Annotated in this window: 22 protein-coding genes; 4 read left to right on the top strand and 18 right to left on the bottom strand. The window is 40.1% G+C overall.

Annotated features, from left to right (window positions below; genetic code table 11):
* Window positions 1-3: 3 nt before the first annotated feature.
* From INT04_RS05950 to INT04_RS05865, 18 genes are all read right to left on the bottom strand, one after another.
* Window positions 4-345, bottom strand: a complete 342-nt coding sequence (locus INT04_RS05950; RefSeq protein ID WP_193015241.1) for a hypothetical protein — start codon at window positions 343-345, stop codon at window positions 4-6.
* Window positions 346-353: 8 nt separating this feature from the next.
* On the bottom strand, window positions 354-785 hold the full coding sequence (locus INT04_RS05945) for a Bbp16 family capsid cement protein (RefSeq protein WP_129041519.1): 432 nt from the start codon (window positions 783-785) through the stop codon (window positions 354-356).
* Window positions 786-843: 58 nt separating this feature from the next.
* The gene (locus INT04_RS05940) at window positions 844-1,824 is read right to left on the bottom strand and encodes a major capsid protein (RefSeq protein WP_060555917.1); all 981 of its coding nucleotides are present in this window, start codon (window positions 1,822-1,824) and stop codon (window positions 844-846) included.
* A gap of 15 nt (window positions 1,825-1,839) precedes the next feature.
* Complete coding sequence (locus INT04_RS05935; RefSeq protein ID WP_193015240.1) at window positions 1,840-2,517, bottom strand: peptidase; 678 nt, start codon at window positions 2,515-2,517, stop codon at window positions 1,840-1,842.
* Window positions 2,518-2,546: 29 nt separating this feature from the next.
* A complete protein-coding gene (locus tag INT04_RS05930) occupies window positions 2,547-2,861 on the bottom strand; it encodes a hypothetical protein (RefSeq protein WP_193015239.1) in 315 nt (104 codons plus the stop codon).
* Entirely contained in the window at window positions 2,858-4,522 is a 1,665-nt protein-coding gene (locus INT04_RS05925) for a portal protein (RefSeq protein WP_193015238.1), read from the bottom strand. The genes INT04_RS05930 and INT04_RS05925 overlap by 4 nt, the downstream gene beginning before the upstream one ends.
* Window positions 4,523-4,531: 9 nt before the next feature.
* Window positions 4,532-4,744: a hypothetical protein gene (locus INT04_RS05920; RefSeq protein ID WP_004243356.1), complete on the bottom strand. Its 213-nt coding sequence runs from the start codon at window positions 4,742-4,744 to the stop codon at window positions 4,532-4,534.
* 185 nt (window positions 4,745-4,929) lie between these two features.
* Window positions 4,930-6,414: a terminase gene (locus INT04_RS05915; RefSeq protein ID WP_175216672.1), complete on the bottom strand. Its 1,485-nt coding sequence runs from the start codon at window positions 6,412-6,414 to the stop codon at window positions 4,930-4,932.
* Window positions 6,414-6,977, bottom strand: coding sequence for a terminase small subunit (locus INT04_RS05910; RefSeq protein WP_234566131.1), 564 nt, complete (start codon window positions 6,975-6,977; stop codon window positions 6,414-6,416). Before INT04_RS05910 ends, INT04_RS05915 begins: the two co-directional genes overlap by 1 nt.
* A 158-nt stretch (window positions 6,978-7,135) precedes the next feature.
* Window positions 7,136-7,495, bottom strand: coding sequence for a hypothetical protein (locus INT04_RS05905; RefSeq protein WP_069368910.1), 360 nt, complete (start codon window positions 7,493-7,495; stop codon window positions 7,136-7,138).
* Between the two features lie 59 nt (window positions 7,496-7,554).
* A complete protein-coding gene (locus INT04_RS05900; RefSeq protein ID WP_193015237.1) occupies window positions 7,555-8,049 on the bottom strand; it encodes a phage protein NinX family protein in 495 nt (164 codons plus the stop codon).
* A 215-nt stretch (window positions 8,050-8,264) separates the two neighbouring features.
* A complete protein-coding gene (locus INT04_RS05895) occupies window positions 8,265-8,438 on the bottom strand; it encodes a hypothetical protein (protein WP_175437864.1) in 174 nt (57 codons plus the stop codon).
* 126 nt (window positions 8,439-8,564) lie between these two features.
* Window positions 8,565-8,960 (bottom strand): RusA family crossover junction endodeoxyribonuclease, encoded by a 396-nt coding sequence (locus INT04_RS05890; protein ID WP_193015236.1) that lies wholly within the window; start codon window positions 8,958-8,960, stop codon window positions 8,565-8,567.
* Window positions 8,957-9,370, bottom strand: a complete 414-nt coding sequence (locus INT04_RS05885) for a hypothetical protein (protein WP_036936156.1) — start codon at window positions 9,368-9,370, stop codon at window positions 8,957-8,959. The genes INT04_RS05890 and INT04_RS05885 overlap by 4 nt, the downstream gene beginning before the upstream one ends.
* Before the next feature lie 222 nt (window positions 9,371-9,592).
* The gene (locus INT04_RS05880; RefSeq protein WP_193015235.1) at window positions 9,593-10,075 is read right to left on the bottom strand and encodes a replication protein P; all 483 of its coding nucleotides are present in this window, start codon (window positions 10,073-10,075) and stop codon (window positions 9,593-9,595) included.
* Window positions 10,044-10,979 (bottom strand): DnaT-like ssDNA-binding domain-containing protein, encoded by a 936-nt coding sequence (locus INT04_RS05875; protein WP_193015234.1) that lies wholly within the window; start codon window positions 10,977-10,979, stop codon window positions 10,044-10,046. The genes INT04_RS05880 and INT04_RS05875 overlap by 32 nt, the downstream gene beginning before the upstream one ends.
* Window position 10,980: 1 nt before the next feature.
* Window positions 10,981-11,202 (bottom strand): hypothetical protein, encoded by a 222-nt coding sequence (locus INT04_RS05870; protein ID WP_072068381.1) that lies wholly within the window; start codon window positions 11,200-11,202, stop codon window positions 10,981-10,983.
* A gap of 141 nt (window positions 11,203-11,343) precedes the next feature.
* Window positions 11,344-11,565 (bottom strand): hypothetical protein, encoded by a 222-nt coding sequence (locus tag INT04_RS05865; RefSeq protein ID WP_223231915.1) that lies wholly within the window; start codon window positions 11,563-11,565, stop codon window positions 11,344-11,346.
* A 134-nt stretch (window positions 11,566-11,699) separates the two neighbouring features.
* Between INT04_RS05865 and INT04_RS05860 the strand changes: the two genes are divergently transcribed.
* The 4 genes from INT04_RS05860 to INT04_RS05845 all read left to right on the top strand — a co-directional run bounded on the left by INT04_RS05860 (window position 11,700) and on the right by INT04_RS05845 (window position 15,515).
* The gene (locus INT04_RS05860; protein ID WP_004243373.1) at window positions 11,700-12,308 is read left to right on the top strand and encodes a hypothetical protein; all 609 of its coding nucleotides are present in this window, start codon (window positions 11,700-11,702) and stop codon (window positions 12,306-12,308) included.
* A gap of 248 nt (window positions 12,309-12,556) precedes the next feature.
* Window positions 12,557-12,718 (top strand): hypothetical protein, encoded by a 162-nt coding sequence (locus INT04_RS05855; protein WP_004243375.1) that lies wholly within the window; start codon window positions 12,557-12,559, stop codon window positions 12,716-12,718.
* Window positions 12,705-14,429 (top strand): PD-(D/E)XK nuclease-like domain-containing protein, encoded by a 1,725-nt coding sequence (locus INT04_RS05850; RefSeq protein ID WP_193015233.1) that lies wholly within the window; start codon window positions 12,705-12,707, stop codon window positions 14,427-14,429. Before INT04_RS05855 ends, INT04_RS05850 begins: the two co-directional genes overlap by 14 nt.
* Window positions 14,430-14,474: 45 nt before the next feature.
* Window positions 14,475-15,515 carry a RecT family recombinase gene (locus INT04_RS05845; protein ID WP_069368900.1) on the top strand — a complete coding sequence of 347 codons (1,041 nt, stop codon included), beginning with the start codon at window positions 14,475-14,477 and terminating at the stop codon, window positions 15,513-15,515.
* Window positions 15,516-15,534 lie beyond the last annotated feature (19 nt).

Here is a 15,534-nt window from a genome sequence, read left to right as displayed (position 1 = left end):
GGGTTAAACCCCAAGTTCTTTCCGCTTTTCATCTATTGCGGTGCGCATTTTATCTGCGCCCATATTGTGATGAGGTGCTTTACCAAATAGCTGAGTATATTGCTCACGAAGCGCATCAAGGCTTGAGTCAATCGCTACACCTGAACCGCTAACAGCAATATTACTTACGCCTTTACCAGTATTATCACCAGCCCCATCAGCCACACTATGAGTATTAAGTCGAGCATCAGCGCCACCAATTAACGCTAAGTTATCGCCAGCTATACCGTCGTACTCAACCTCTTCACCGATTTCAAGTAGACGCCCAGCGATAAATGATTTTTTTAAAACCTTATATCGTGACATGTCACACCTTATTGAGTTACAGCATCGTAAATAGGATGAGCATCAACAGTTAGGTTAATGCCCGCAGTGAACTTACCCGCCGTTAATGGACCTTCTGCAACAACGTATTGCAGGCGTAAATACTTCAGAACGCCTTGAGGTACTTTCGCCACAATACGTTTTCCTGCATTTAAATCAGCAATTGGCATTGCCACAGATTCAAAGATAGATTTAGCATCAGAGAATTTATCATCTGTCGCGGTTTCTAACTTAATTTGAACAGTCGCTTCACCTGCTGCTTTAGCCTGTTCAGTCACCTGTGCAAACAGCTCTAATGGCTCACCAATACCGATATCACGAAATGCGCCATGCACTGGCGTTAAGTCGATAATTTGCTTACTTACAGCAGATGCAGTAACCGCCTGATCCAGTGAAAAAAGCGTTTCTTTATCTAAAATCATTTTGACTATCTCCAAATAAATGAAAGTTAGCGGAGCCGTTAAACGACACCGCAATAACTTATTTCACCTGATCTTCAGTCGTTAAAATGGCATCAACACGGCGAACAGGAATTTCATCGAATGAAACAACTTTCTTACCGGCAACTTCTGCCATAGAAATATTGACGTTTTTGCTGTTTTTAATTTGACGACGCATCCAGCTACGGATTTGCTGGTTACAATAAAAAACAGGACGCCCCATAGAGAGGTTAGGGATCTTCTCAATCGCTTGAATAAACAAGTCTGGTAAATCTAGTGTGTCCGCTTTTTCTGGATCTTTACCAATTTTAGATAAATCAATATTGGCGATACGGACAACATAACGCCAGTCACGAACTGAGATACCATTTTTCCATTGGAAATGAGTACGAAAGCCTTGGTATTTACCTTTGTTCTCATCTTCTAAAGTAACTTCACCTAAATGGTTTTGCTCTAAACCTGCTTTAGAACCTTTAGGGAAAATACCGTGAACCGTGTTTTCACCCCATACCACTAACCACACAGACGTTAAATTACTGCCAGTACCACCAGCATCAATGATATTGACCGCATTCTTTGCGTTCATATCGTTAAAGCGTGCAGCTAAACCCGTAAAGCGCTGAGGATGAACCGTCGCATCACCATAAATAACCGTTTCAGCCATTTGCTGGTTCATTGACTCTAAGAATGCAATTGATTCAGACAATAGAAATTCATTCTTTTGTCCGTTCAAATTAGCAAGGTCTTTATCAACTTCAGAATAGGTTTCAAGCATACCAATCGCATCAGTAACCTGTGCTGTGGTTGATTTGCTTGGCGGTACGCCATAGTTAAGCAAGCGCCATGTTGCAGATGGTAAACCAGTACGAACGGTTGTACGGTGACCCGTTGGTAAGTTACCTTCAACGAAAACCATATCATCAAGAATTTCATTAGACTGATTCAGCAATTCGACGATCTTCGCTTGCTTGCTGTCAGGGCCTTGTCGTTTAGCCCAATCAACGAGAGTTAAAGCAGGCATGTTATTTCCTCTTTGTTATCCAAATAAAACATCAGCAGCACTTTTACTGCCGTTACTGTTGCCAGTGACAAGACCGTCCTCTGACATTGCTTTGCCAATCTTGGCAAAAGCCCGAATAATCTCTGGGTGATTACCTAACCCTGTTTCTGTTAAATACAATTTCAAATCATCAGAACCATAGGTATCTAATGCCTTTTGTGCTGCACCAATAGACTCATTTGATCCTAATTCTTCATCTGCTTTAACAGTTTTAACCCATTGCTCAGTCTGCTTTTGCCAACCATCATTGATTTGTTTCTGAATAGCAGGCATGATTTTAGAACCATAAACATCAACCAGTTTTTGCGCTTGTTCGTTGTTTAAATTCAGCTCACGAGCAATAGGCTCAAAGACTTCTAATGCACCTTTATCAAGCTCTTGCCCTTCTTCTGGTGCTTTAAATTCATACTTTTCAGGCGCACCTACATCTGATTTATTGGCATCATTTTTCTTATCATCCGGCTTGACCTGCTCTCCACCATTCTCTTTTTCAGTGCTTTTAGTAGGATCATCACTGTTTGCTGGTGGCTCATTTTTATCTGTTGCTGATGTTTCTTGAGTAGGTTCCGTTGCTGTACCGCCACCGCCTTCACCTCCCTCGCTGTGTTGCTCGTTATACAAGCGACGCATGATTAATTTCTGCCATAAGTTCATGACTGTTTCTCCCATTCTTTAAATCTTGGTTAAACGCTTGGTGTAACTGCTTCATTTGCCATTTGCGCATAAAGCTCAGGGCAAACTTGGTGTAATTGATTGAAAACTTTTAACCCATAGTTACGCTCGCCCTCTCTAAAGGCAGTTGCATATGGATCGTTAGAAAAAGAGTTACGAAATACGCCAGAGTCAGAAATCAAACGCCAAATAACAGCACGCCCAGCTTCTGTGGACATAACCTCTTTTAGCTGTTGTTCTTCTTTCTCTTGCCTATTTTTTTGTTGAATATCGTATTCAGTGCGAGCAATTTTCTCGTCTTCATACGCATCGAATGGATGTGTCATTGAGCACCTCCACCAGCCATAGCGGACAAGGCACTATCATTATCAAGATTGGTATCACTGAGGGTTTTAGCACCATCAATAGCAGACTGCGCCATTTGCATCTGCGCCATTTGTTGTTGCTGTGCTTGTCGCTGTTGGCGTATGGCTTGTACTTGCTCATTGGTTGCAACGATAGTTGGAGAGACACCAATTGCTGATGCATAGTTATCAATAGCATCATCAGCATTAAGTTTATCTAGGGCCTCTGGCTTAACTTTTGCCAAATTTCCAACAAAGCCAGCAAAGCGTTCGATACTGCCAACGCCAATCGATTTCTGTGCCTGAGCCATTACAGAAATGTACTCAACCTTTAGATCCATTCCCTGCATTTCATCAGGCGCAACGGGAAGTAAGTTTTTGTTTACCAAGATTGAGAAAGTGCGATTAATCAGCTTGTCGAGTAACTCAGAATCAAGGCGTTGCAGAACGGGCCCTAATTGCAATAGCTTCTCTTCTCGCATCTCAACAACGGCTTCAATCGGCATAGAGCGCGTATTCACCATTTGCATCATGCGGAATAAATCAACAAAGTAAGCGGTATCAATCAGTTGACGAGTATCTTGAACATCTTCAAGTAATGCTTTCAATGCTACAGGTTGAACATCAAAAATCGTTTGAATTTTATTAGTAGGATTTGCCTCATCAAGATAGTTAATGCCCCCTGGTATGGTATTTACCCGTTGGTTTTTTAATGATGCAGGTACTTGTAAAGGTGGGTTAGTCAGCTTATCAATCATCTGCGCTTTACGTTTTTGCATTAATTGAAGTGCTTTAGTACCACCTAACGCCAACATACCAGGGCAAGATGAGCCGTAAACATCTTCACCATTCACTTCCCAACGTGGCGCCATGATGGGAAATTCATCATAGCCAGATTCACGTAACACTTTCTCGTTATCGCCTTCCACTTCAAGATAAACGGATTTAAAAGGCTTATGCTTTGCCTCTAACTTTCCTGTTTGTCGTTCAAGGTTTGGATATACAGCATGAACCACTTCAACCCATTGGCTGTACTGGCTTGAATTCCACATTGATTTAACAGTATCGCTGACACTATCAGTCCCGAACTCCATCACCAACTGGCGAACGGTCATCGTAAATTTGCGATAGCAAACATCAACACTCAAGCTTGGGCTATTCGCAATGTAATAACTACCAAGGGGGAAATGAACAGTGCGAATAATACGCTGACTGTCTTCAACAACAGCCATTGCAGCAGTGCCAAAGGTACCTAAATCACCATACATCAACGGTAATGATTGATAGAGATTAGAACGATTGAACACTTCGTTCATGCGTTGTTCGGTGGTTTCTAGCCAAAGTTTTACAGGGCCATAATCCATTAAATCAGGATCAGGTGTCGCTAAACGAAACCAAGGACGAGCAGGACTTGTAATACCTGACATCATGCCACTGGAAAGCACCGATGAAGCTAAAGATGCTGTAGGGTCAATGATCTTACTATTACGGCGATCACCCCGATTAACATCAGATGCAGTAAAGCGCGTACTACGAGGACGAGTGAAATCTGACAATTCACGCCAATGCAGTTCAAATGAGCTACGCTCTGTTTCCAACTGATTAAGTTGTTGCAGTAGCTGTTGTTTCAATGGCGTTGACATAGTCACCCCTTATTGACCAAGTAAGGTTTTACCGCTGGTGGATGCTGAACTTGTCGCACCCTGCGCACCTGTTAGTAACGTAGACTTACGACCTGCGGCTGCACGGCGACGACGCATTTCATCATCACGACTACCCGTTACTGCCGCATCTTGTTCTTGAGGTGCTGCCTGAACAGCAGGAGGAGTTGTAATTTTTGGAGTATTGCCAAATGGATTACACATATCGACACACCTTTATAATTAACCAATATTGCATATTAAATTAATAATACATGTTATTTGACAATATTGAAAATTATAACTACCATTTTGGTTATGCAATGCCACTGCATTTTTTCTCGGTATTGTTACCACGACAGCGTGCTTTACCTTAGGACTGTTTGCCCTCTACTCCAGAGGGCTTTTTTTTATGCGAATGGATCGTAATCTGAATTGCTGACATTAACGCCAGAATGAGGTGAGGTGTAATTTCTATCTATTTTAGTGACTGGATAGGCGAATGTCAGTGCTAGTGCATCACCTTTACCAGGTGAACGACCAAGACGTTTTTTAATTTCTGTTTTATCTTCTAGTACAATCTTGCTATCAATAACACGAACTTTGTATTCACCACATGACAAATCATCTGCGGTTTCCTGATCATCAATAGCCCCGCCAATTTTTAGCCATGTCTTAACGCTGTTATACATTTCACCACGTTTGTTTAGCATTTGTGGATCAGTTGATGCACCACCAAACTTAACTAAACGCCACACGCGCCCCCAACTTGTTCCAATTGAGTGAATGCCAGTACCATATCCAAAGTCGATATGAACAGCGTCAGCCTTATATTGATCTTCAAAGTCAGCAATACGCTTTGCCATAACAACATCATCAGTTGTTTTAAAGCCCGTCCACAAACATTTACTGAATAAACCTTGGCGCAGATAAATCACCGCATCATCAATACCAGAATAGGCAGGGTCAACACCAATAATTACTGGAGCATGAGCAACTTCTGCCTGTGTGACAATGCGCTTCATGGCTTCATCCGTCAAACCTGTTGGAATAAACTGCAACTCTGATGCTGACGGGAACACACCACGAACACGGACTTTAAAGAAGTCGCTATCTTCGCCGTAGTCCTCTTCCCAGTTTTTAATCTGCTCTTTGTTGCTACCTTCAACGGTACGGCTATCAATCTGCTTGGTGTTCCAACGATGTTTAAACTTACGAAAACACTCACGAAAGCGCCCTGTGTTACGAGTTGGGTTACCAAATGCTATCCAAATGATTTCTGTGCCTTCATCCGTTAACGCTCCTTCTGCCACTTCCCATACCAGATCGGCAATGTTAGACGCTTCATCAAACACAAGGATAATACGCTTACCTTTGTTGTGAAGCCCTGCAAATGCCTCCGTGTTGTTCTCTGACCATGGTACCGCATCAGCACGCCAAGCATTAGCGTGATTAGGATCATTTGAGTAGATAGCTGTCTTAGTGCAAGTAAACCAATTATTGGTAAGTGATAGACGTTGCCACTTCGCTATTTCTGGCCACGTTTTAGTACGTAGCTGATTTTCGGTGTTGGCAGTGACGACTACCTTACAATCTTCGCAGGTATCCATACCCCACTTGATGATCATTGAAATAAATGCCGATTTACCGATACCGTGACCAGAAGCACGAGCAAGTAACAATGGCTGGTGGCGTGTCTTTGGATTGCGTAGATGTTCACCGATTTCATTTAATGCTTCGGCTTGCCACTGACGAGGACCATTGTATTCTTCAAGCTCTCCACCAGCTTCACCCCACGGAAATGCGTAATACGCATAACCTAATGGATCATGCGTAAATGATGCGATATCTTCAATGAGTTGTTCTTCTGGTGACTTCTGCAAAGCTTCTGACATTACTCAATGCTCCCTTGCTGAGCACGTTTACGAGCAGATGCCAACTTATCAGCAAGCGATACGTTTACATCGACCTGTACTCTGTCTCTAAAGGCATTGATATCAACATGCTTACCAATCAACTCAAGCACCTTGATTTTATCCAGTAACTTCACTTTTTTAATGCGTGTATCACCGTCAATATCAATGATATCAAATGCAGCAACACTTTTACGCCAAATAGGTGACCATTCAGATATTGGTTTAATATCGCCTTTCTCATTGAGAATATCGGCAATATCCGCATCAAGCATATCAACCAAACGCCTGAGTACATTGTCAGCACTCATCTTGGTGCGCTTATTGCGCTGTTGCATAAGTTGAGCGATACGCTCTTGAATACGGGGATCAGCCATTAGCTGTGATGCGCGCTTGCAAGCACTGCCAGAAGCATATCCAGCAGAGATTGCAGCATCAGTTTGATTATCGGGGGATTTGATATATTCCTGACAGAAACGTTCCATCTTGTCGTTGATAGGCGTTGGCTGTCGTGCAGGTTTCTTTCTTGGTCTTTTGATAGTCATAATCATCACCTCTTTGGTTATTATGGCTATTCAAAATATAACATTCAAATCTAATTAGGTATTAATACACCAATTTAAAACCCCAGTATTCGAGGGAATTAAAATAGAAATGAACACCCGACGGCTATCTGGTTGACAAAATCGCGTCAACCAAATTTCTATTTTGCTATCGTTTTGTCAACCAAGTTAAGCTGTAATTCGCGATATCCATAAGTGACCCAACATTTAGCATCACCAGATAAACAGCATTGCTGAACGGGTAACTGTTCGCCACAACGCTCACACTTACGCTTAGATAGCTCCTCAGCTTGTCGCTTATACTCCGCATCATCTTTACGAATAAGCATCTGTATGTATTCAACAACATCATACTGTTCACGACCAGGCATACGTAGAACACAATTACGCTGTAACATCTCCAGTTCCTGATTATCCACCAGCAGTTCAATCTTCGTTACGCCAAGTTCCTTTTGGCGCTTACGTTGTAATGCCTTACGTTCAGCAGGTGATTTAGCCATTAAGTGACACTCCAATCACAGTAACAACGACACACCAGAATACAGCGAATAAAATGTACTTAGTTAGCATTTATCAGCTCCTCAGGTATCTCAACTTCATCACCTATCTCAAGCATAACAACCGCTCGGCAAATAGCTTCTTGAGCAGTATTAGCAGTGGCATAATCACCCATTAAATGTGGCGGTGATGCATAGCAATAATTAACCCCGTCAACTTCTTCAAACATTAAATCAATCCAGTAGTTATTTATAAACTCACCACACTTTAACCAGTCGCTAGATGGGCTATATACACAGTTATTAGCATCAACAATAAACTCTTTGCCAATACGAGCATCAACGCCAACGGCTTTACCTACTGCCCAATCAAGCGCTAATCCTTTTAGTTTTGAGGTTTTAATTTTCATCATTGCAATTTCATTGCTTTGCAAATCATCCTCACCCTGTTCGTTAAGATAATTATTTATTGCACCACACTGCTTACATTCCGTATGAGATAAATTTGTTATAGGCCCAATCCAAACAACTTCTCCACCACAATCAGCACATACCATTATTTCGACCTCAATTAAAAAAACTCACAAGTTTCAATGAATTTAATCGTAACAATCGGTTCATAACTCGCTCACTACGATATGGCTTATATAACTTACGATTCCAATCGTCCGCTTGTTTTCCAGCTTTCACATATCTTCGCTTACGTCTCATCCTTTCATCAGAATAAATCCACATCAATTTTTTAATTTCTGTTCCTTTCATCACTCAACCCTCAATTAATAGCGCTGTGGTATTCGACGCTCAAATTGTCTGCATGAGCGCCACATAAATTAGCCCAGAAGATTACCGTTGCCTCTGCATCTAATTCACATTCAGCTTGCATTAGCTTTTCAAATGGTTTTCCGTTCCATGTGCCAGTAATTTTGTAAACCGCCCCGTCATCCATCTTAAAAATCCTCTTGCGTGACATGTCACGATTGTTTGATTTATTGAATAAGCCTAATAGCATCAATTTCTTGGCTCATAATTTCTTCCCAAACTCATTCAACGATTAATTAACTCAGTCACGAACTTAACTCATGGTAATAAGTTCATGATTTTCTGTATTTTCAGGTAACGTTACCCCTATCTTTCCCTGCTCACCCCAAAGCTTTGACGCGCTGATATTCCACACCCTGCAATCTTCATCAAAGATGGCATCCATAACAGCTTTAATCAGGTTATCGACATCAGGACGTTGCTGGTGGGGTTTACCATTCATCTCAATGCGTTTTTTCTTGCTCCATGATTTAGGCATAGGAATAACAAACGTTAGGTGAGCACCGCTTTCCGGTAACGTAAAACGGTTAGCTCTCATCTCGTCACAAAAAGCGTGGTACTTAACGACAACGGGCCTTTTCTTCCATGCATCACGCTGTGTCATACGTGGTTTTGGTACAGGGTTGATATAATAAATTTGCTGTTTCATGCGCGTACCGCCACCAGCATTGCGTTCATACGGTTATGAATATCAGCAATCTTTCCATGCTGTAACGGTGGTAAGCTCTTTCTGACGTAGGTTAGTGAGCCTTTCTGACAGATAACATGCTTATCCGTAGGTTTTGCTGGCTTCTTGGTCATTAGAGAGGCTTCTTTTTTGATATCTAATTCACGTAGACGCTCCATGTAATCAGGCGCTAGCGTGTATACATAACCAATGCCGACTACCGCTTTGCGCTCAACAACCGCGCATTCAACCAACTTGATCAACGCATAATTGGTTGTTGAGCGATTTTTCTTACCATCAAGCTCTGAGGCAATCTCGGTTATTTCGTTAACTGATAACGGTTTTTTCTTGTCATGTAATATTTCAACAACAAAATCCTGCATAAATTTCATATACGATAACCCTTAAGAGATTAATCATTATGGTTAATATATCCAATTTGGTTATGTTTTCAAGTATAAAAAAACAGAGTTTTTAATTAAACTCATACCCACTTAAAACGCTCTCAAATCGCCTATACGCTGTTTTCACTACTCAGACATCCAATCGCATACCTACAACAAATAAAACTCACCAGTGTTTATTACGCTAAGGATTTTGATATCCAATAAACCTTATGCCGATTTATGTTTACGTTTATCAGCATTTTCTAATAAATCCATCCATGCAGGTCTTGGCTTGGTTTTATCTTCAAGTCTTAACGTGGGTTTAGGTATTACCTCTCCTCGTTGTACTCGCTCAGACCACATACGGATCATTTTATTTAAACACTTCTCAACCTCCGCTTCTGTCAGCCTAAGGTCATATACCTTTTGCCTAAGGTCAGTGAAGATCCAATACTGCACCGGATGTCTAAAGGGGTACATCTCAGCACTATGGTAATTACATCGTCTGGCTAGGTATTTATTGAAATCTCTCAGCATTTCATCAAATGGAATTCCAAAAGCATTAGCGTCTACCAACTTGTCAGAAAGCATTGAAATGACATCAGATAACTCTGGTGGCCACGGATTACCATTGCTACAACGTTCAATGCAGAATTTAAATATCAAATCGAATTGATCGCTATTCAATCCGCTGAGTGCTCGTTTCCACATCAATGAGGGTTCCGTCCCGTTCTTGTTTGTCCATTTCTCCCCATAGAACTCCGTCATTTGTAGCCAAAGAGTCGAGATACTCTTGCCCATGTTTTTCTCTGATCTTATGTTCCACGAGTTGTACGGCTCTTGATTTGCCACTGTTTGGATCGAATTTAAATTCTGATTTGCCATTATTATTTACTCCAGTATTGCTGTTATTCGCTTTAGCACGTTGGAATTTAATACTTTTTGCCAATGCCATTTCCCATTGTTCGTGATGTTTAGCTTTCCCCTCGGATTTCCAGTACGTAATAAACTCGGCAAGTTCAGTTGGTTTAACTGGCTCTGTTAGTGCATGTCCCCAAAAAGCAGATTTACGTAAAAAATCGCTATCAGGTTCCCATTCATCAAACATCACAAATTTACCGTCAACGCTAAAACCACCAGCAGGAACTCTGTCATTTAAAATGGCATTATCCACATCAGGCAAATTTCCTTCGCGCGCGTTACAGAGAGTTGTTTTAATACTTCCTTTCCCTTCCTTTCCTAAAGGTAGTCCTACCGTATCACTACCGTAGTCATATGGTAGTAGATTCATCTCTTTGATTTTACTTGGCGTTTTCTTGTTTACGACTTGATGTTTTGTAAAATTATTTATTAATCCAAAGTGCTTCCCATTTTGGGCAGAAAATAAGCTGATATAGCCACAGTTGGAAAGCTCCTGTAGTAGTACCGGAATACTACTGGAGGTTTCACGTATTGGAAAAATAGCCGCTTTTATTAGCTTCGGATTAGCATTGAAATAGCCTTCATCATCAGCGTAATTTAATAGCCCTATCGCCAATAAACACGCTGACTCAGATATTTCAGCCATATCCTCATCAGTCCAAAATGTTGGCTTAATAGTCCTGATACGGGCCATATCACCCCCTGATATTGTCTTCATAAGCAATATTTCTATTACGAGCCATCTTTAATAATCGGCTGACTTCTTTTCTGTAGTTGGATGAATTAATTGCAGAACATTCAACACAAACACCATTACTGGTAAAACGCTCAGAATCATGACCATATCTACATAATTTTCCCGTATAGAAACGACTTAAACCATTTTCAATGGCTTGCTTTCTAGTCACAATTTTCATCACCACCTCTTTTTCTATGATTAGTTAGCAATAAGATTATCCATTATTTTAAAATAGATCAACCTAAAAAGACTTGTTGGTTATCAATAAAAAATTAAGGACCACCGAAGTGATCCTTATCTATAAACAGCCTTTGAATTGTTATCGAATAAAGAAATTGATTAATTGCTCTCTGGTTGTATCTGCACCGAATTCAATACAAATATCATATAACTTATTGAGTTTACTTAGTGAAGGCTTACGTTTTGCATAGCGTAGCTGATGTGATAGATACAATTGGCTATACCCCGTTCTTTGAGAAAATGCTTCTCTTTGCTTAATCGTTAAGCTATTCCAAAATTTTTTAAAGTCGAAAACTTCCATAATTTCACCAATTTGATTAACCAATAAATAATAGTAACCGTTTAGGTACTTTACCAAAAGGGTTATTTGTTTGTTTAATACACCATAACTTAATCAAATTTGTATAAAGAATAGACACCAAAGGACTTGGATAAATGAAAAGCATTGCTGAAATTAGAAAAGATAACCTGATTTATATTATTGAACGCTACTACAACGGCAAACAAAAACTATTGGCTGATGCGTTAGGCGTAGCACCAAGTATGATCTCTCGTTACCTATCACCAAAAGATTTAAAAAGTCATCGTGAACTCACCGATCCAATGTCACGTAAAATTGAATATGTGACTAGAATTAGTAAATATTGGATGGATGTAGACCATTTAAAAGAAGGTCATGCGGAGTCAGAAAAAGAAGAATATATTCCGACCGAGATCGGAAAAATACTCTCAGATAACATCACAACATTTATGTTAAACGATGGAATAAAATCAAGAGTTAAGCTTTCTGTCGATTCAGGGCTTGCACAATCAACAGTTAACCGCATTATCAATTGTGAAGCCAGCGCCACCGCTGAAAGCATTGATGCTATTGCAAAAGCAATGGGCCGCCAAGCCTATGAACTACTGATCCCTAAAAATGATAAAGGCACTATTAACTATGATAGAAGAGCCTATTCAAAACTTCCTGCCAGCGAACAAGCTGCTATTGAAAACTTCATTGAATTTATCATTAATAAAAACCAGCCTATCTCCCACGACTAACCCTTTCCATTAAAAAGAAGTCATATACTGGCTTCTTTTTACTCTTAATAAATCATTAAATTTCATAGTGATAAAAACAAACATAACCATATTGGTGATTTATTTGTTTTTCATGGTTGACAATGGTTAATTTATGGTTATGATTAAAAGCATAAGTTAACCAATACGGTTAATTTGCTCTTTAACAATATGGATAAAAGAGACTGATTTTTTAATGCGCTCAGACATAACCAATTTGGTGATTAGTCATGATCTTTTATATCAAAGACGGTAAGCATGTATTTACCTTATCTGGCTTAAATGAGTCACAGTCATTTGACAATTTTAAAGCCGGTATTGAGTGGGCTTATGTAAGAAAGCTCGCATTACAAACAGAACAATTAGTAGGTAAACAAAATGTCAGACACTAAGCACTTAAATGTGTTGATTGCAAAAGCTCTTTTACTTAACCAAGATATTACTGGTAGCGAACAAGTAGATGCGCTAACAGGTCATATCAATGGTGATATTGAAAAAGAAGAGTTTAAGCAATATGACCACTTTATTAATATCACGTTACTCGCACTTTCATTGGTTCCTAATATCAGCAGTGAACTCAGTGAAGAGCAAATCGTTAACGCTATTATGTCATTTATTGATAACCCTGATATGCGTAGCGTTCGCCATAGAGTTAATCACTTTAACTCATTAATAAATCCAAAAACCACCTCAAATGAGGTAGAAAAAAAGGAAGTACCTCAGGAAGAGGTGATTTTTCACGCCAGTGTTGATAACCGAAACGGTCAACTCAAGGAAACGGAAGATATTCCAAAGGAAGAAAATGACCAACCTGCTTATTTTGAACCTGGTCGGTATCCCGATATTCCTAACGAGGTGTATCACAGTTCAAACGGCATCAGTAGTTCGATGCTAAAAGATGCTCGTATTAGTTTGATGTATTACGAGTTACGCCATATAACAAAAGTCATTGAGCGTGAAAATAAGCGTTGTTTCGATTTAGGTAGCGCATTTCACACGTTAACAATGGAACCTGAAAAGTTTGATGCTGAATTCAGTGTTAAACCAATTATTCCAGAAGGTGCCTTTACAACAACGGAAACAATGAAGTCATGGATTGACGAATACAACAATAAGTTGCCTAAAAAGCTCTCACAAGATGAGTTAAAAGCAATTATTGAAGAACATAATGCCACTCTGACACCGCAACTTTCCACCAGCGGAAAAGCCGAAGATCTAGGTCAGATATACATGCAGTTGCCCGATAAATTTAAAACTATCCCCGAAGATGGAAAATTTACTGGTGCAGCAATGAAAGCCTGTATCAAAGCCTATAATGATACTTTGCCAACACCATTGAAAACCTCAGGTAATACAGACGCATTACTTGAGCAGATATACCACCACATCAACCCTGAATTATATTTAGCAGAAACAAATAAGCCTGAGCCACTTAGAAAACCCGTCAAGAAAGATGATCTCATGCAGATCATTAAAGAAGTTAACCCTGATGCTGTATTTGAAGATGAAATCATTAGCCAGTGGCTTAGTGACGATTCAAAAATTCATGTTCAAACCGTTGACTATGAAATGGCAAATAACATGCGTAACGCTGTTATGAACCACAAAGAAGCATCCAGTTTATTAAATCACCCTAACCGTGTATCAGAAGTTAGCTACTACGGCATTGATGAAGATACTGGTCTTGAAATTCGTGTTCGTCCTGATATCGAAATTCAAACAGAAAATAACCGATTAGGTTTTGACCTCAAATCAGTAGCACTTGGTCGATTTAAACAAGATGCCATTGAAGCCATGATCCGCAGAGAAATCATTAATCGCGATTATCACATCAGTGCAGCTATGTATTGTGATGTGGCAATGCTGGATCAGTTCTTCTGGATATTCGTTAACAAAGACGAGCATTACCACTGGGTCGCTATCGTTGAAGCATTACCTGAATTACTTGAATTAGGTCGTGCAGAGTACAAAAAGACACTGCGTGATATCCGTGAAGCTATGGATACAGGATATTGGCCAGCGCCTATCACCACTACTCTCACTATCGGTATCACTGACTTTGAGCAGAGAAAGTTAGAAGAACTGCAAAACGAAGTCGCTTAATAAAAATGCGCTTGAACAATCAGGCGCACGCTTGGAGTAAATATTATGTCAGAAGTAGCAACTCTCGAAAGAAATCAATCAGTAATGAATAACACATCATTACTTTTTAATCCTGAATCATTAGACCGTATTGTCAAATTTGCTGAGCTAATGGCATCAGGTACAGCAACGGTGCCAAGACATCTGCAAGGTAAACCATCTGATTGTCTTGCTATCACAATGCAGTCCGCACGTTGGGGAATGGATCCTTTCGTTGTCGGTCAAAAAACTCATGTCATCAATGGTGTGCTTGGTTATGAAGCCCAATTAGTAAATGCAGTTATTACCAGTTCAAATGCTGTTGTAGGTCGATTCCATTACAAATACGGTGGCGACTGGGAAAAGATTGTAGGCATGAAAGATAAACGTGATGAATCGGGTTTATTTATTGAAGTCGGTGCAATTTTAAGAGGTGAAGAAGAAATTACATGGGGTGAGCCTGTTTACCTTGCTGATGTACAGACGAGAAACTCACCACTTTGGAAAACAATGCCTAAGCAACAAATCGCGTATCTCGCTGTAAAATATTGGGCCCGTCTTTATTGCCCTGAAGTTATTCTTGGTGTGTATACGCCAGAAGAACTTGAAGATCGCCCGATTAAAGACATCACCCCACAGAAAGAACGTGTAAGCATTGATGAAATCACTACCCAGCAACAACCAAATAATGCTGAACCTGTAAAAGAAGCTCAAGGCGAGTTTATACCTAAGTTCGATGCTGAAGCATTTAGATTAGCTATTGATGATGTTCAGACTGTCGAAGAAGCTAAAAATATTCGCGCAGAAATTGAGAACTTAAAAAATGAAATGGGGATCAACCTGTTTGCTGAATTAAAAAATAAAGCAGTACAGGCATACCACCGCATTGATGCACGTAATGCCTTAGAAGCTTCTATCAACTCACTTCCTGAATCTGGCTCACCCGAAGCCACCGAAGCATTTGAAAAAGTAGACAAGCTACTTAAATCAAGCAAGCGAAAACTCGGTGATGAGTTATACGAGTCTTTCTCTATCACACTTGATGATATGCGCCCTGAATACCAGTGATCCTATTTAATGCGGAGCG

It is taken from the genome of Proteus sp. FME41, assembly GCF_014897315.1.
Classification (GTDB): Bacteria; Pseudomonadota; Gammaproteobacteria; order Enterobacterales; family Enterobacteriaceae; genus Proteus.
Note: the sequence above shows the minus strand (reverse complement) of the source record. Positions and strands in the feature narration are given on the sequence as shown.